The sequence below is a fragment of the Microbispora sp. NBC_01389 genome, assembly GCF_045040095.1.
GTDB lineage: Bacteria > Actinomycetota > Actinomycetes > Streptosporangiales > Streptosporangiaceae > Microbispora.
Genome location: NZ_CP109552.1, coordinates 7,342,270 through 7,358,216, shown reverse-complemented (window position 1 = coordinate 7,358,216; position 15,947 = coordinate 7,342,270). Strand labels below are relative to the sequence as shown.

Sequence of the window (15,947 nt, the reverse complement as noted above, 5' to 3'; positions counted from 1 at the left end):
AGGTCGTACCCGCAACACGCGCCCCTTGGACGCAGTCCCGACGCCGCCGCCCTGCCGATCACGATCGGGCCGAGATCGGCAGGGTCTCGCTACCAGGAGGCCGTCGGGAACCAGCCGTAGCCGAACATGGCGGGCAGGCGGACGTCCCAGTAGAGGAACGTGAAGGCGCCGACCACGAGGAAGGCCACGGCCGTGATCGTCGCCACCCGCGCCGGACGAGCCGTGAGCCACCGGGTGAAGCGGCCCCTGGTCGCGTACACGAGCACGGCGAAGAGCAGGGCCATCAGCGTGATGTTGCCGAGCGACTGCAGCACGAACACGGCCGCTCCGTAGAACGGATTGTGCGTCTCCGCCGCGTACTCGAACAGCTTGTGGAACAGCGGGAACGGCCGCCCGGTGAGGAACCCGCCGATCAGCGCGCCGACCACGACGAGCCGGGCGTGCGGGAACCGCTGGGACAGGCGCGCGAACGGGTCAGGTACGACGCGCAGGGCGGCCAGGCCGAGATAGCCGAAGGCCAGGCCGATCAGCCCGAAGACCACCGATGCCTGGATGAGCCGGGGCGGGAGGCCGGAGGCCGGTTGCGCCGCCGACAACTGGGGTAACCGCTCGCCGGCCAGTGCCCCGATCGCGCCGTACGCCGCGGAGACGACGACCATGCCGAGCACGAGCCGGCTGAGCGGCCGCAGAGCCGCCCGCGGCGAGACGCCGCCGTCCGCTCGCGTCGCCACCCTGTCCGAGGCGTCGGCGTCCGCGTTGGCGTGGTCGGGGCGCTGGGCCTGGGCCAGGGGTGCGATCGCGCCGAACACGGCGATGTTGCATGCGGTGAAGGTCCCGGCCAGGCCGGAGACGAAGGCGAAGACGGTGCCGGCGACGAGGCCGGCGATCTCCGTGTGCTTGGCGTCGTGCCCGAGCAGCGTGTTGGCCACGTTGTCGCCGATGACGCTGTCCACGAAGCGGAACGACCACAGCGCGGCGATCAGAGCACCGGCCAGCACGCTGAGCACGATGATGAGCCCGCGGCGCGGGGGGACGTCGGCAGGGTGAACGCCGGACTGGGGGATGGGGAGGGGGATGGTCCGAGCCATGGGACACCTTTCACCAGTCGATGATGCGGGGCGGTGCGATGGCCGGGCGTGGGGCGGGCGAGCGTGCCGTCGGCCCGGTTCGGCGCTGGCGAACGCGAAGGGGGGTCAGGACCGCCGGGGGAGCTGGGTCTCGGCGAGCAGGGCCAGGTAGCCGACGTCGGCGATGCGCCGGGCCCGGGCGGCGTACAGATCCGGGTCGTCGGGAGCGACCGTGGCCAGGCCGTCGACGTACCGGTTGAACATGCAGAACGCGGCGGCGATCAGCACGGTGTCGTGGATCTCCACATCGGTGGCGCCCTCGGCGCGCGCGGCGGCCACGTCCTCTCCGGTGACATCACGCCCGCCGCGCTGTACGCCGGCCGCGATGCGCAGCAGGGCCCGGAGCTTGGGTGAGATCGGCGCCGTGTCCGGGTCCCTTCTCACCTGATCGACCAGGGGCATGCCCTCCGGAAGTTGCTCCGCCGCGTACGCGGCGTGGGAGGAGAAGCAGTAACGGCAGGCGTTGAGCGAGGAGACGTACGCCGCGATCAGTTCGCGCTCACCGCGTGTCAGCGTGTTGTCGCCGCGCAGCAGTACCTCCACCAGCGCGTTGAGCGGATGCGCGGTCTCAGGGCGGAAGTCGAACAGGCCGCGGATTCCCGGTGCGTCGGAGCCGAGGGCGATGTGGGGCATGGCGCTCCCTTGCTGTGAGGGGGAGTGGGAATTCCTCAAGCAGGGTCAGCCAGAAGATCAGTCCAGTCAACGCTCCATATTGCTCAATCGGTGGCCCGAACCGGCCACGAGGGCGAGCGCCAGAACCGCTTCCTTGGTGAATCGTCCTCGGTCGCGGCGACCCCGAACCCCGCGGCGTCGGGCTTCAGTCTCTGACCACGAACTCGGCGCCGGCGGCCAGCGCCACCTCGGGGCCGAAGAGCCTGGCCGGGGTGAACGCGCCGGGGCGGCCCTCGCCCTTGGCCAGGCGCTGGGCCACCTCGGTGACGGCGCCGACCGTGAACGTCATGCCCTCGCCGGTGCGCAGCCAGCCCTCACGCACGCGACCGGACGGCCACTCGACTCGGGCGCGGCCCCAGGATGATCGGCGCGGGCGCTCCTTGGCCGTGGTAGTCGTGATGCGGGCGAGCCGCCGAGTGGCGAAGCCGGCCAGGCCGGGCAAACGCAGCATGCCACCGATCATCGGCAGAGCCGCTCGGACGGCAGGGTTGGCCGGGGCGAGAGCCGAGGCGCCGATCACCGACGGGGCACCGCTGGCCTGCCAGGCCGCGAAGAGCTCGCCGCTTCCCAGGGAAGCGGTGGTGACCACGTCGCCGTCGGGGGTGGTCAATCGCTCGGCGGCACCGCCGGCCCGGGCGCGTACCATCCGGCCCTGCCGCACCTCGCGGCCGCCGTCGAGCAACGTGCGCACGATGGTGGCGGCCAGGGCTTCGCCGAGGGCGCCGGGTTCGATCGCTACTGACGCGATGGCGTCGACGCGTACTCGCGAAGGCTTTTCCTCGGCCGCCAGCAGATGCAGCAGGATGCTCTCGGTCGCTAGCACGCCGAAGCCCGCCCCGGAGACCAGCGTGCGACCGGTCGCCGCCGCCTCCCGGTCCATGCCGTGGAGCACCTCGAACGCGCCCAGTTCGCCGGCGACGTCGACGTAGTGGGTGCCTGGCGGGCAGGCCCGCGCGACCTGCGGCGCCGTGACCGTGAACGGTCCCACCGTGTTGATCACGACGGCCGGCGCCTCGGTGGCCAGCCGCGCGCAGACCTCGTCGAGCGAGCCGGTCACCGCCCGGGCGTCCGGACTCACCCGGGTCAGCCGCTCCCGATTGCGGCCGGCCAGCACCAGCTCGGCGCCCGCCTTCTGCAGACGCTCCACCGCCTCCCGGCCGACCCGTCCGGTCGCGCCGAGCACCCAGATCTCACCCGTCATGTCCGCCTCCATCAGTCATGGCACGTCGTGTCATCACTATCGCATAGCACGACACGGCATGTCATCACTAGGATCTGCCGCATGGGTCGATGGCAGCCGGGTGCGCGAGAACGGCTCGAACAGGCCGCGCTCGATCTCTTCCTCGAGCAGGGCTTCACCGAGACCACCGTGCCGCAGATCACGGCGCGGGCCGGGCTCACGACCCGTACGTTCTTCCGGCACTTCGCCGACAAGCGTGAGGTGCTGTTCGCCGGCGAGGAGTTGGTGCCCGAGCAGGTGGCCCGCCTCATGGCCGAGGCCCCGCCGTCGCTCGGCCCGATGGAACTGATCACCGAGGGCCTGGCCCCCGCCGCGGCCGAGATCTTCGAGGGTCGCAGCCTCGACTACCTGCTACGCCGACGGGCCGCGATCGACGCGGAACCCGCCCTGCGTGAGCGCGAGCTGCGCAAGTTCTCGCTGATGTCGGAGGCCCTGGAACAGGGCTTCCGCGACCGCGGCGTCGACGACCTGACCGCCCGGCTGGCGGCCGAGATCGCCGTGACCACGTTCCGGATAGCGGTGACCCGCTGGCTCAACCAGCACGGCGACCCCGACCTCCCGGCCACCATCAACCAGACCCTGGCGGCAATGAGGCACCTGACGAGTACGCCGTCGACTTGAAGCCGCGGCCCGCCTGAGGACGATGAGGCTCGACCGGCGCGAAGCGAAGACCCGGGGAGCGCCGGTCAGGGGCCCGTGCAGCGGAAAGCTCGGGGGCGCCGTCAGAGGCTCGTGCCGGGGCGGGTGAGGATGTGCGGGGGGATGGGGTGATGGGCGGCCCGGGGGTCGGTCAGGGGAGGCTGCCACGACGTGGCGAGCGGCAGGACTCCGGCCCAGACGTCGTGCGGGTCGTCGGCGTCGTCGGGGTGGCCCTCCCGCACCTTCACCGACGCCTCGTCGAGCGGGACCGCGAGGATCGTGGTCGCGGCGAGCTCCCTGCGGTTCGGCCGCCGGGCGTGGTCCCACTGGCCGGGGGCGACGTGCTCGGTCAGGAGGCGCAGGGCGGCGAGCTTCTCGTCGCCCTCCAGCACGCGCGGCACGCCGTAGATCATCGCGCTGCGGTAGTTGACCCCGTGCTCGAAGACCGAGCGGGCCAGCACGAGGGCCGTCCACGTGGGTGATCGTCACGCAGACTGTCGCGCCCCCGGTGAGACTCCGGCTGGCCACCGAGCCGTGTACGTAGAGATGGTCCGCGTCGAACCCGTAGACGGTGGGCACGACCATCGGGTCGCCATCCACCACCACGCCCAGATGGCAGACGAACCCGGCCCGGAGCACGTCGAACAGCGCCTCCCGGCCGGTGCGGCCCTGCTCGCGCAGGCGGCGGTGCCGGGTCCGCTCCGTGGCCGACAAAGGGGCCGACAAAGGGGCCGACAAAGGGGCCGACAAAGGGGCCGACAAAGGGGCCGACAAAGGGGCGGACAAAGGGGCCGGCGAAGAAGCGGGCAAAGGGGCGGACAGGTCACTCATGAGGGGACATCCAACCAGGTCCCTGTGGAAGGCGCGGCCCGCCCGGCGGGCACGCCGGGCGGGCCGATCACCGCGTGTCGAGCAGGGTCAGGCCGCCGAGGTGGGACCCGACGTGCGGGGAAAACGGATGACGTTCCCGCCCGTGTAGGCCTTGAAATCGACGATCTTCCTGTCCTGCTTGGGCCTGCGGCGCAGGGCGGGCCTGATGTCCCTGACCTTCGCGAGTGACGGCACCACCGTGACCATGTTGCATCCCCCCGACCGTGATGGTTCCGTTACCTTTCAGAATAGATACAGGAGGACCGGTAAAGAGGGCGTAAAGCCTCAGCGGTCAGGTCAGACCCCCGTGCCGGGGACCGTACGGCTGATGACGCAGATCCGGTTCCAGGCGTTGATCTGGGCGACGGCCACGATCAGCGCGGCCAGTTCCTCCGGGGAGTAGTGCCGCGCCGCCTCCGCCCAGACCTCGTCCGGCACCGGGTCGGGCCGGTCGGCGAGCCGGGTCGCGGCCTCGGCCAGTGCCAGCGCGGCCCGCTCGGCGTCCGTGTAGTACGGCGCCTCCCGCCAGGCGGCCACCGACCACAGCCGCTCGTCGCTCTCCCCGGCCTTCTTCGCGTCCCGGGCGTGCATGTCCACGCAGAACGCGCAGCCGTTGATCTGGCTGGCCCGGATCTTGACGAGCTCCAGGGTGGCGTGCGGCAGGCCGCACCCGTGCAGGAACCGCTCCACCCCCCGCATCGCCTCGATCGCCTCCGGGGCCAGCTCACGCACACTGATTCTCGCGGTCAACGTCGGTTCCTCGTCTCGTCGGCCCGCGTCAGGCGGGCGAGTTTCTCCGGGTTCAGGACCATGTCGACGGTGGTGATCCGGCCGTCCGCGACGGTGAGCCCGATCACGGTCACCAGCCGGCCCTCGCGGTAACGCAGCAGCCCGGGCCGGCCGTTCACCGAGGCGGGCACGATCTCGGGTCGGCCGAACCTGCGCAGGCCCATCAACAGCCGGGCGACCTTGGCGGAGCCCAGGACGGGCCGCCGCGCCGCGCGCACCACTCCGCCGCCGTCACTGCGCAGCACGACCTCCGGGTCGAGCAGCGCGAGCAGCGCGCCGATGTCGTCGCCGAGGCAGGCGCGGGCGAAGGCGTCCACCACTCGCCGGTGCGCGGAGGGATCCACGTCGAACCGGGGAGCGCGGGACGCGACGTGCGCCCGCGCCCGGGCGGCGAGCTGCCGGCAGGCGGCCGGGCTGCGTCCGACCGCCTCGCCCACCTCGGCGAACGTCAGGCCGAACACGTCGTGCAGCACGAAGGCGGTCCGCTCGGCCGGGCTCAGCGACTCCAGCACGACGAGCATGGCCATGCTGATCGACTCGTCCAGCGTCACCCGCTCGGCGGGTCCGGTGCCGACAAGCCCGCCGGAAGCGGGACCGGTGAGAACAGGCTCGGGCAGCCAGGGCCCCACGTACTCCTCCCGGCGGTGCCGGGCCGAGCGCAGCACGTCGAGGGCGAGCCGGGAGACGGTGACCACCAGCCACCCGGTCGCGTCGCCGATCTCCGCGCCGCCCTCCTCCTGGTGGCGGCGCAGCCGCAGCCAGGCGTCCTGCACGACGTCCTCGGCCTCGTCGAGGCTGCCGAGCAGCCCGTACGCGACGCCGAGCAGCCGGGGCCGCAGCGCCTCGAACCCGGCGCCCCCGCCGGTCACGCTGTCGATCACGCCGTCGTCATGGTCGTTCACGTCGTGAGGACGAGACAGCCCCTCCATGTGTGACATGGCCTCGCCCCGAGGTCAGGCGGAGTCGCGCACGACCAGTGTCGTGGGGAGGATGACCGGGTCGACGCGGTCGGCTCCGTCGACCAGTTCGAGCAGCAGGCGTACGGTCTCCTCGGCGACCTGGGCGAGCGGCTGCCTGATCGTGGTCAGCGGCGGGTGCGTGGAGACGGCGATCGACGAGTCGTCGAAGCCGCCCACCGCCACGTCGCCGGGCACCCGCCGGCCCGCCGCCCGCAGCGTCGCGAGGGCCCCGGCCGCCATCAGGTCGGAGGCCACGAACACCGCGTCGAGGTCGGGCGCGCGCTCCAGCAGCCGCGCCATCGCGCTCTCGCCGCTGAGCCGGCTCCAGTCACCGTGCTCGATCAGCCGCCGGGACGCCTTGCGGCCGAGCACGTCGGCGAAGCCCTCCAGCCGCTGGATGCCGCCCGGGGTGTCCATCGGGCCGGTGATGGTGGCGATCCTCCTGCGTCCCCGCTCGACGAGGTAACGCGCCATCTGCCGGGCGCCCTCGCGGTCGTCGGCGGCGGCGTACGGGATCGCGTTCTCCCGTCCGACCACCGCGCCCTGCGCGACCGCCGGCACCCTGGTCTTCACCAGGGCGTCCGCCAGCGCGTCGCCGGCGTGGGCGGACACCAGGAACACCCCGTCGGCGTGGCCGCCGCGCACGTAACGGAGCACCCGTTCGCGGTCCCCGTCGTCGCCGGCCAACATGACGACGAGGGAGACGTCGCGCTCGGCCAGGCGGCGGATCGCGGTGCGGATCAGCACGCCGTAGTTGGGGTCCTCGAAGACCTTCTCGTGTGGTTCGGACAGCACCATGACCACCGACCCCGTCCGCTGCGTGACCAGGCTGCGGGCGTTGCGGTTGACGATGTAGCCGGTCTCGGTGATCGCCCGGCGGACGGCGGCGTGGGCGGCGGGGCTCACGTACCGGTCGTCGTTGAGCACGCGGGAGACCGTGCCGCGCGAGACACCGGCCGCCGCGGCGACGTCGTGGATGGTCGGACGCTTCCCCATATGCGTAATTGTCCCCCGCCGATCAGCGTGTTTGCCCCGCTCGTCAGCTTTTCACGGCTCCGCCGGACAGGTCGGCCCGCCAGTGGCGCTGCATGGTGAGGAACAGCGCGACGAGCGGGACGAGCGACAGCAGCGTCCCCGTGATGATCAGGTTGTAGAGCGAGGGCTGGTTGGCTCCCGCGGCGAGCAGGGTGTAGAGGCCGACCGTCAGCGGGAACCGGTGGTCGTCGCCCAGCATGATGAATGGCAGCAGGAAGTTGTTCCAGATCGCGACGAACTGGAACAGGAAGATCGTCACCATGGCCGGGGTGAGCATCGGCAGCGCCACCCGGCGGAACAGCCGCCACTCGCCCGAGCCGTCCAGCCGGCCCGCCTCCAGCAGCGAGGCCGGGATCGCGGCCCGCGCGTAGATCCTGGCCAGATAGACGCTGTACGGGCTGAGGATCTGGGGCAGCAGCACCGACCAGTAGGTGCCGGCCAGGCCGGCCTCGGAGAACAGCAGATACTGCGGGATCGCGAGCACGACGGGCGGCACCAGGATCCCGCCGACGAGCAGGTTGAAGATCAGGCCGCGGCCGCGGAAGGCGTACGTGGCGAGGGCGTATCCCGAGACGGTCGCCACCGCGGTCGCCAGGAGCGCGCCGCCCCCGGCGTACAGGACGGTGTTGAGCAGCCACAGCCAGAAGACGCCGTCGCGGTAGGCGAACAGGTCGGCCAGGTTGGACAGCAGGCCGGTGCCGGGCGCGAAGGTCGGAGTGGAGAAGAGCTCGGCCCTGGACTTGGTGGCCGCGACCACCACCCAGCTCACCGGGAACAGGGTGTAGACCGCGCCCAGCACGAGCACCCCGGTGGGGACGATCCCGGCCGGCCGGCGTGTCCCGGCCGGCGTGGCGGCGGCCATCAGTCCTCCCCGAACGCGTGGTTCTTCACGATCCGCAGGAAGCCGAGCGACACCACGAGGGAGATCCCGGCGATCACCATGGACGTCGCGGCGGCCGAGTGGAGGTCGCCGGTGACGAACGCGTCGCGGTACACCTTCATCAGGGGGCTCCAGGTCGAGCTGATCGTGTTCGTCAGCGGCCGCAGCGTGGTCGGCTCGGTGAACACCTGGATGGTCGCGACGACGGAGAACACGGTGGTCAGGACGATCGCCGGGACCAGGATCGGAATCTTGATCCGCAGCGCGATGCCCAGTTCGCCCGCGCCGTCGATCCTGGCCGCCTCGTAGTACTCGCGCGGCACGGCCCGCAGGTTCGTGTACAGGACCAGCATGTTGAAGCCGGTGCCGCCCCACACCGCCACGTTGGCCATCGAGAACGTGACCAGGCCGGCGCCCAGGAACGGGTGGTCGCCGAACGGGCTGAGCCCGGGCAGGTAGAGGAACCCCCACATCAGCGTGGCGGCCACCCCCGGCACGGCGTACGGTAGGTAGATCGAGATCCGGGTGATCCTGGCCAGCCGCACGTGCGCGGCGTCGAGCATCAGCGCGAACACCAGGGCGAGCCCCAGCATCAGCGCGAGCACGAGCGCGCCGTAGCCGAGGACGCGCAGCCACCCGGCCCACAACTCGCCGTCGCCGATCGCCGCGGCGTAGTTGCCGAGCCCGGCGAAGACCTCCGTTCGGGCGCCTGCGCCGAGGCCGAGGCCGTAGACCTTGGTGCGGCGCAGGCTCAGATAGCCGGTGTAGCCGATGGGCAGGGCCATGAACAGCGTGAACAGGACCATCGCCGGGGCGAGGAACAGGTAGGGCACGGCGCCCGCGCGGGGAGCGCCCTTCCGGGTCCGCGTCGTCACTGGGCGGGTCGTCAGTGGGCGGGTCGTCACTGGGCGGTCGTCACTGGGCGAGGGTGAAGCCGGTCTTGCGCATGTCCGCGACGGTGGTGTCCTGCATCGTCCGGACGGCGGCGGTGAAGTCCGACCTGTCCGCGACGGCCTTGTCGAAGGCGTCCCGGTAGGCGTTGTACGTCACGTTCACGTCCGGGCCGAAGGTGAAGCCGCGGGCGGTGGCGCCGATTGCGGCGGCCTGCTTCCAGAAGTCGGGCTGGGTGGAGAAGTAGCCGGGGGCCTCGGTCATGAGCGCGGCGCCCTTGGTGGAGGCCGGGTAGACCGCGCCCTCTCCGATCAGCAGCCCGAGCGCCTGCGGGTCGGTGTTCAGCCAGGTGGCGAACGTCGCCGCCGCGGCCCTGCTGGGCGACTTGGCGGCGACGGCGGTGGAGGAGCCGCCCCAGAAGCCGCTGTGGTTCTCGCCGGCGTTCCACTGGGGGAGCGGCGCGACGGCCCACCTGCCCTTGCCCTTCGGCGCGTTGCTGGACAGCACACCCGGGCCCCACACCGCCGACGGCCAGGTGAGCAGCCTGCCGTCGTTGAGCGCCTTGTTCCACTCCGGGGTGAAGTAGGGCATGTCGTCGATGACACCCTCCTTCACCAGGCCACCCCAGTAGGAGGCGACCTTCCTGGTGGCCTCGTCGTCGACCGCGACCTTCCAGGCGTCGCCGTCGATCGACCACCACTGGGCGCCCGCCTGCTGGGCGAGCCCGGCGAACCAGCCCGGGTCCTTGCTGGAGAACGTGCCGAGGAAGACCTTCGGGTCCTTCCCGCGTACGGCGCGGGCGGCCTCGGCGTACTCGTCCCAGGTCTTCGGCACCTCGAGGCCGTACTTCTCGAACAGGTCCCGCCGGTAGTACAGCATCATCGGCCCGCTGTCCTGGGGGACCGCGTAGACGGCGTCGGTGCCGAGCGTCACCAGCCCCCAGACGCCCTCGCCGAACTCTCCCTTGGCCCGCGCGGTCTCCGCCCTGATGTCGGCCACGGCGCCGGCGGCGACGAAGGAGGGCAGCATCTGGTATTCGGCCTGGACCAGGTCGGGCGGGTTGCCCGCCCTGGCGGCGGTGAGGAACTTGGCCGCCGCGTCGTCCCCGCCCGCCTGTTTGCTCACCGTGACCTGGATGTCGGGATGGGCCTGGTTCCACACGCTGACGATCTTGTCCATGTTCGGGACCCAGGTCCAGTACGTGAGCGTGACCGGCCCGCCGGACGCGGCCCCGCCGCCGGTCGTGGCGGACGGCTCGCCGGAGCCGCCGGAGCAGGCCGCGCCGAGCGTGGCGACGAGGATCGCGGCCGTGGCCAGCGCTGACCGGTACACGCGCATGTGTTCCTCCAGGCGGGGGGATGGAGAATCTCTGGGAGCGTTCACAGAGTGAAGAGTCACTCCCGTGCTGTCAATGGCCGTTACGCGGTTGTTAAGGGTCCTCCCTTATCTGGGTGAATCGCCTCAGACCTTCTCGGAGCGTCAGTTGTGGACTACTGTGCACGTTCACAGAAGAAGAGCTGAGGGGGAGACGTGCCCGGTTATCCCGTCCTGCCCGCGGGCCTCGCCTACGGCGGCGACTACAACCCCGAGCAGTGGCCGGAGGAGGTGTGGCGGGAGGACGTCCGGCTGATGCGGGAGGCCGGGGTGAACCTGGTCACCGTGGGCGTCTTCAACTGGGGACTGATCGAGCCGCGGGAGGGCGAGTTCGACTTCGCCCGGCTCGACCGGATCCTCGACCTGCTCCACTCGGCGGGCGTGTACGCCGGCCTCGCCACTCCCACCTCCTCGCCGCCCACGTGGTTCCGTCACCGCTATCCCGGCAGCCGCCTCGTGGACGAGGAGGGCCGCGTGCTCGGCGGGGGCTCCCGGCACAGCTTCTGCTCCAGCTCGCCCGACTACGCCGCCGCGTCGGAGCGGGTCGTCGCCGCCCTCGCCGCCCGGTACGCCGGGCACCCCGCCGTGGCCATGTGGCACGTGCACAACGAGTACGGCTGGGCCAACGCGCACTGCCACTGCCCGGTCTCGGCCGAGGCGTTCCGCGCCTGGCTGAGGGAGAAGTACGGCGAGGTCGGCGCGCTCAACGCCGCCTGGGGGACGGTCTTCTGGGGGCTGACCTACGGCTCGTTCGACGAGGTCGAGCCGCCCGTCGCCGCCCCGCCCGGCCTCCTCACCGGCCTCCGGCTCGACTTCATGCGCTTCTCCGTCGACGCCCACATCGCCTGTTTCCGCCGGGAACGCGAGACGATCCGCCGCTTCGGCGACCAGCCCGTCACGACCAACTTCATGATCCCCAACTGCAAGCCGATGGACTACTGGCGCTGGGCGGAGGAGGTCGACGTGGTGGCCAACGACCACTACCTCGTCGCGGAGCGCCCCGACTCGCACATCGAGCTGGCCCTGGCCGCCGATCTCACCCGGTCGGTCGCCGGTGGCCGTCCCTGGATGCTCATGGAGCACTCGACCGGCGCGGTGAACTGGCAGCCGCGCAACGTCGCCAAGCGGCCGGGGGAGATGCGCCGCAACACGCTCGCCCACGTGGCGCGGGGCTCGGACGCGGCGATGTTCTTCCAGTGGCGCGCCTCCCGCCACGGCGCGGAGAAGTTTCACTCGGCGATGGTGCCGCACGCCGGCGCGGACTCGGAGGTCTGGCGTGACGTGGTCGCGCTCGGCGCGGACCTCCGCCGTCTCGGCGGCGTGCGGGGGGAGCGGGTGACGGCCGAGGTCGCCCTGGTCTGGGACTGGGAGTCCTACTGGGCCGTCGAGTTCGAGTGGCGGCCCTCGGCCGACCTGCGCTTCCGGGACCGCGTGGAGGCCTACTACGAGGCGCTGTGGCGCGAGCACGTCACCGCCGACTTCGTCCACCCGTCGGCCGACCTGTCGCCGTACCGGCTGGTCGTCCTGCCCAGCTCCTACCTGCTCGGCGAGGGGGCGGCCAAGAACCTGCACCGTTACGTGGAGGCGGGCGGCCACCTGCTGGTCTCGTGCTTCTCCGGGATCGTCGACGAGAACGACACCATCCATGCGGGGCCGCACCCCGGGGCGCTGCGCGAGGTGCTCGGCCTAACGGTCGAGGAGTTCCACCCGCTCCGCGAGCACGAGAGGGTGCCGCTGCGGCGATCGGCGGAACCCGGAGACACCGGCCCGGCGGGCCGGATCTGGTCCGAGCGCGTACGGCTCGCGGGGGCGCGGGCCGTGCACGACTTCGCGGGCGGTCCCGACGCCGGGCATCCCGCGGTCACCCGGCACGACCTGGGCGGGGGCACGGCGTGGTACGTCGCCACCGCGCTCGACCCGGCGCCGGGCGACGGCGCGCACGACGCCGACCTGCGCGGGCTGGTCACCCGGGTCCTCGACCACGCGGGCGTCTCCCGGCCGCGCGGCCTGCCCGACACCCTGGAGGTGGTCCGGCGGGGCGCCCACCTCTTCCTCCTCAACCACGCGGACGACGCGGTGACGGTCGGCGGGGTGACCGGAACGGGAGTGCTGGACGGCGCCGCCTACACGGGGTCGGCGACGGTGCCCGCCGGAGGCGTCGTCGTGGTCCGCCTGTGAAAGCACATGACATGAAAGTGTGTGAAAGCACCTGAAATCAGCTGAAAGCTCCCCTGGTGCTGCCGGGGGCGGGGGATTCTTTCGGGGGAATCCGTCACATCCTTCCCTGACCGGAGGACACATGAGAAAGTTCCTGGCGACGCTCGTCGCCTGCGCCGCCGCCGCGGCTCTGGCCGCCGGGCCGCCGGCGCTCGCCGCGGCCCCGCTGACCATGCTCGGCGCCGACGTCTCCTCCGTACAGCGCGCCCTGGATCTGGGCGCGAGGTACTACGACGCGGCGGGCAACCAGAGGGACCCGCTCGACATCCTCAAGGGCGTCGGCGTCAACTACGTCCGCCTGCGGATCTGGAACAACCCCGCCAGCGGCTACAACAACAAGGCCAAGGTGCTGCAGTACGCCAGGACGGTCAAGTCCAGGGGCCTCAAGCTGCTGATCGACTTCCACTACTCCGACACCTGGGCGGACCCGGGCAAGCAGTACAAGCCCGCCGCCTGGTCCGGCCACGGGATCGGCCAGTTGCAGAGCGACGTCTACAACTACACCTACGACGTGTGCTCAAGCCTCAAGGCGCAGGGCACGACCCCCGACAGCGTGCAGATCGGCAACGAGATCAACGTCGGCATGCTGTGGAACGACGGCAAGGTCGTCAACAACGACTTCACCAACCTCAGCCTGCTGCTCAAGGCGGGCTACAACGCGACCAAGGCGTGCAACGCCGGCACCCAGGTGATCATCCACACCGCGGACGCCGACAGCGACGCGAACGCCCGCTGGTTCTACGACGGCATCAGGGCCAAGGGCGTCGCCTGGGACATCACCGGCCTGTCGTACTACTGCATGTGGCACGGCACGCTGTCCAACCTGTCCTGGGTGATCTCGGACATGCGGTCGCGCTACGGGAAGCCCGTCGTCATCGCCGAGACGGCGTATCCGTTCACGGCCGACAACGCCGACTCCACCGGCAACTCGGTCACGTCAGGATGCTCCGGGTACGGCCTCACCTGGCAGGGGCAGGGCGCGCAGTTCGCGGCGGTGCAGAACACGGCCCGCGACGCGGGCGCGATCGGCGTCTTCTACTGGGAGCCGACCTGGTACGCCGTGCCCGGCAACGGCTGGGACCCGGCCGACATCAACGGCAGCGGTGACGGCTGGGACAACATGGCCGTGTTCAACTGGACCGGCCACATCAACCCGAACGTCAGGTGGACCCCTTGACGCGCTCCCTGGCCTGAGGGCCGGGGATTCAGTCCGTGCCGCGTGTTCACGCGGCACCTCTGAGGCTTCCTGCTTCCTCGCGCTGTGCCAGGCCGGCGCCTGGTCTTACCTGCGCTCCACAGGCGTTTGGTCTCTCCGCCCGTCCGGCGGCGAGAATGTTCTTGGCGGCGTTGACGTCCCGGTCGTGGACCGCCCCGCAGGGGCACTGCCACGACCGGACGTTCAGCGGCATGGACGCCGCCAGTGCCCCGCATTCCGAGCACAGCTTGGAGGAGGGGAACCACCGGTCGATCCGGTGAAAGACCCGCCCGTGCAGGCGGGCTTTGTACTCCAGCATGCCGGCGAAGGCCGACCAGCCCGAGTCATGCACGCTCTTGGACAGCCTCGTGCGCGCCAGCCCCTTGACCGCCAGGTCCTCCACGTAGATCGCTTGGTTGTCGCGAATCAACTTCGTGGACAGCTGGTGGTGGAACTCGCGGCGCGCGTCGGCGACCTTCGCATGCTTTCGGGCTACAGCGAGCCGGGCTTTGGCCCGGTTGTTCGACCCCTTGGCCTTGCGGGACAGCGCCCGCTGGAGGTGGGTGAGTTTCTTCTCGGCCCGGCGCAGGAAACGCGGGGCGTCGATCTTCCGCCCGTTGGACAGGACCGCGAAGGCGGTCAGTCCGAGGTCGATCCCGGTCTCCGGCTCGACCGGCGTGAGCGGGCGCTCGGCGACCTCGACCACGAACGAGGCGAAGTACCGCCCGGCGGCGTCCTTGATCACCGTCACCGATGAGGGTTCGGCGGGCAGGTCCCGCGACCAGCGCACCGCGACGTCTCCGATCTTCGGCAGGCGCAGCTTCCCGCCCGCCGTGATCGCAAACCGGGCGTTCTTGGTGAAGCGGATCGCCTGACGGTTGTCCTTCTTGGACCGGAACCGGGGCGGGGCGACCTTCGGCCCCTTGCGTCTACCGGTGATGGAGGCGAAGAAGTTCCGGTAGGCGGTGTTCAGATCGGCAAGTGCCTGCTGTAACACCACGGCGGACACCTCGCCCAGCCAGGAGCGTTCCGGGGTCTTCTTCGCCTCGGTGATGACCCGCGTGGACAACTCCCCGTCGCAGATGTACGGCAAGCCCTGCTCGTGGGCGTCGGTCCGTGCGCGCAGCCCGTCGTTGAACACCACCCGAGCGCACCCGAAGGCCCGCGCCAGCGCTTGACGCTGACCCGGCGTCGGGTGAAGGCGGTAATTGTACCGGAGCTGCACACCACGATTTTACCGAAAGTGCATGGCCGATTACCGGGAGACATCAGAACCGGCAGGCATGTGTTTTCGTCCTACACGCACACGTGGTTGTCGTGACCACGCTCCGGCATCGGGTGTTCACCGGGGCACACCCGGAGCGCATGGAGCAGATCACGCGGGACCTCTGCACGGACTTGGCGTGCGAAGTGGCCGAGTTCAACGGCGAGGCCAACCACGTGCACCTGCTGGTGAACTTCCCGCCCACGGTCGCGTGCTGAGACGCCGATCCGCCTGACGGCGAATCAGCTTTCCCCGCCCCGCTACGCGGGACAGTCCGCTTCACCTCCGGCCTGAAGGGAGCACTGCGGACGAATCCGGTAGCAGCGGTGGTACACCTGTGAGGTGAGCCGGAAAGAGCTGAGGACCGTTATGGAAAGCATGGGAACGATGCGTGTCGCACTGTTGTCGCTGGCGGTTCTTTCCATGGCGGCCCTGACGGGCCCGGCCGAGGCGACGACGGCGCCGAGGAAGTCGCTGGTCGAGCTGCGCGAGCAGGGCGGGTTCGCGGGGCTGGACGACCGTGTCCGCGTCTACACCGACGGCTGCGCCCTGCTGAGCCGCCGTACGGGCCCGGCGGTGCGCAGGTGCCTGACGGCGTCCGAGTGGCGCGGGCTGCGCGGAGCTTTGAAGAATCTGCGGCTCGGCCGGTCCGAGGCCCCGCCGCAGGGGGCCGACTTCCTCGCGTACGGCCTGGCCTACCAGGGGCGGCGGGTCACCCGATACACGGTGCCGCCGTCCTGGCGGCCGGTGGTGGACAGGCTGGAGAAGATCCTGGTGAAGTACCGCCCGCGTTAG

At 71.0% G+C, this 15,947-nt stretch carries 17 protein-coding genes and 1 pseudogene; 5 read left to right on the top strand and 13 right to left on the bottom strand.

Going from position 1 to position 15,947, the window contains the following annotated elements:
* Positions 1–89: 89 nt before the first annotated feature.
* The 3 genes from OG344_RS32430 to OG344_RS32420 all read right to left on the bottom strand — a co-directional run bounded on the left by OG344_RS32430 (position 90) and on the right by OG344_RS32420 (position 3,000).
* On the bottom strand, positions 90–1,088 hold the full coding sequence (locus OG344_RS32430) for a sulfite exporter TauE/SafE family protein (RefSeq protein ID WP_405086346.1): 999 nt from the start codon (positions 1,086–1,088) through the stop codon (positions 90–92).
* A gap of 105 nt (positions 1,089–1,193) precedes the next feature.
* A complete protein-coding gene (locus tag OG344_RS32425; protein ID WP_405086345.1) occupies positions 1,194–1,760 on the bottom strand; it encodes a carboxymuconolactone decarboxylase family protein in 567 nt (188 codons plus the stop codon).
* Positions 1,761–1,944: 184 nt separating this feature from the next.
* The gene (locus tag OG344_RS32420; RefSeq protein WP_405086344.1) at positions 1,945–3,000 is read right to left on the bottom strand and encodes a hypothetical protein; all 1,056 of its coding nucleotides are present in this window, start codon (positions 2,998–3,000) and stop codon (positions 1,945–1,947) included.
* Between the two features lie 81 nt (positions 3,001–3,081).
* Between OG344_RS32420 and OG344_RS32415 the strand changes: the two genes are divergently transcribed.
* Positions 3,082–3,660 carry a TetR/AcrR family transcriptional regulator gene (locus OG344_RS32415; RefSeq protein WP_405086343.1) on the top strand — a complete coding sequence of 193 codons (579 nt, stop codon included), beginning with the start codon at positions 3,082–3,084 and terminating at the stop codon, positions 3,658–3,660.
* A gap of 101 nt (positions 3,661–3,761) precedes the next feature.
* Here OG344_RS32415 and OG344_RS32410 read toward each other — a convergent pair whose 3' ends face one another.
* The 9 genes and pseudogenes from OG344_RS32410 to OG344_RS32370 form a co-directional block, all read right to left on the bottom strand.
* Positions 3,762–4,139, bottom strand: a complete 378-nt coding sequence (locus OG344_RS32410) for a pyridoxamine 5'-phosphate oxidase family protein (RefSeq protein ID WP_405086342.1) — start codon at positions 4,137–4,139, stop codon at positions 3,762–3,764.
* A gap of 67 nt (positions 4,140–4,206) precedes the next feature.
* A pseudogene (locus tag OG344_RS32405) lies at positions 4,207–4,509 on the bottom strand (pyridoxamine 5'-phosphate oxidase family protein); the annotation flags it as partial.
* Between the two features lie 87 nt (positions 4,510–4,596).
* Entirely contained in the window at positions 4,597–4,755 is a 159-nt protein-coding gene (locus OG344_RS32400; protein WP_327047008.1) for a hypothetical protein, read from the bottom strand.
* A 90-nt stretch (positions 4,756–4,845) separates the two neighbouring features.
* Positions 4,846–5,298 carry a carboxymuconolactone decarboxylase family protein gene (locus OG344_RS32395; RefSeq protein WP_405086341.1) on the bottom strand — a complete coding sequence of 151 codons (453 nt, stop codon included), beginning with the start codon at positions 5,296–5,298 and terminating at the stop codon, positions 4,846–4,848.
* A complete protein-coding gene (gene sigJ, locus OG344_RS32390) occupies positions 5,295–6,239 on the bottom strand; it encodes an RNA polymerase sigma factor SigJ (RefSeq protein WP_405086340.1) in 945 nt (314 codons plus the stop codon). The genes OG344_RS32395 and sigJ overlap by 4 nt, the downstream gene beginning before the upstream one ends.
* 51 nt (positions 6,240–6,290) lie before the next feature.
* Positions 6,291–7,292 carry a LacI family DNA-binding transcriptional regulator gene (locus OG344_RS32385; RefSeq protein ID WP_405086339.1) on the bottom strand — a complete coding sequence of 334 codons (1,002 nt, stop codon included), beginning with the start codon at positions 7,290–7,292 and terminating at the stop codon, positions 6,291–6,293.
* 43 nt (positions 7,293–7,335) lie between these two features.
* Positions 7,336–8,193, bottom strand: a complete 858-nt coding sequence (locus tag OG344_RS32380; protein ID WP_405086338.1) for a carbohydrate ABC transporter permease — start codon at positions 8,191–8,193, stop codon at positions 7,336–7,338.
* Positions 8,193–9,086 (bottom strand): carbohydrate ABC transporter permease, encoded by an 894-nt coding sequence (locus tag OG344_RS32375; RefSeq protein ID WP_405086337.1) that lies wholly within the window; start codon positions 9,084–9,086, stop codon positions 8,193–8,195. The genes OG344_RS32380 and OG344_RS32375 overlap by 1 nt, the downstream gene beginning before the upstream one ends.
* A 40-nt stretch (positions 9,087–9,126) precedes the next feature.
* On the bottom strand, positions 9,127–10,440 hold the full coding sequence (locus OG344_RS32370; protein WP_405086336.1) for an ABC transporter substrate-binding protein: 1,314 nt from the start codon (positions 10,438–10,440) through the stop codon (positions 9,127–9,129).
* A 192-nt stretch (positions 10,441–10,632) separates the two neighbouring features.
* Here OG344_RS32370 and OG344_RS32365 point away from each other — a divergent pair, with 192 nt between their 5' ends.
* Together OG344_RS32365 and OG344_RS32360 are read left to right on the top strand one after the other, a co-directional pair.
* A complete protein-coding gene (locus OG344_RS32365; RefSeq protein ID WP_405086335.1) occupies positions 10,633–12,654 on the top strand; it encodes a beta-galactosidase in 2,022 nt (673 codons plus the stop codon).
* A gap of 121 nt (positions 12,655–12,775) precedes the next feature.
* Positions 12,776–13,870 (top strand): arabinogalactan endo-beta-1,4-galactanase, encoded by a 1,095-nt coding sequence (locus tag OG344_RS32360; protein ID WP_405086334.1) that lies wholly within the window; start codon positions 12,776–12,778, stop codon positions 13,868–13,870.
* 46 nt (positions 13,871–13,916) lie between these two features.
* On the opposite strand, the gene OG344_RS32355 is transcribed toward OG344_RS32360, so the two are convergent.
* Positions 13,917–15,113 (bottom strand): RNA-guided endonuclease InsQ/TnpB family protein, encoded by a 1,197-nt coding sequence (locus OG344_RS32355; protein WP_405086333.1) that lies wholly within the window; start codon positions 15,111–15,113, stop codon positions 13,917–13,919.
* A gap of 29 nt (positions 15,114–15,142) precedes the next feature.
* On the opposite strand from OG344_RS32355, the gene tnpA reads away from it, so the two are divergent.
* The gene (tnpA, locus tag OG344_RS32350) at positions 15,143–15,370 is read left to right on the top strand and encodes an IS200/IS605 family transposase (protein WP_405089218.1); all 228 of its coding nucleotides are present in this window, start codon (positions 15,143–15,145) and stop codon (positions 15,368–15,370) included.
* 169 nt (positions 15,371–15,539) lie between these two features.
* Positions 15,540–15,947: a hypothetical protein gene (locus tag OG344_RS32345; RefSeq protein WP_405086332.1), complete on the top strand. Its 408-nt coding sequence runs from the start codon at positions 15,540–15,542 to the stop codon at positions 15,945–15,947.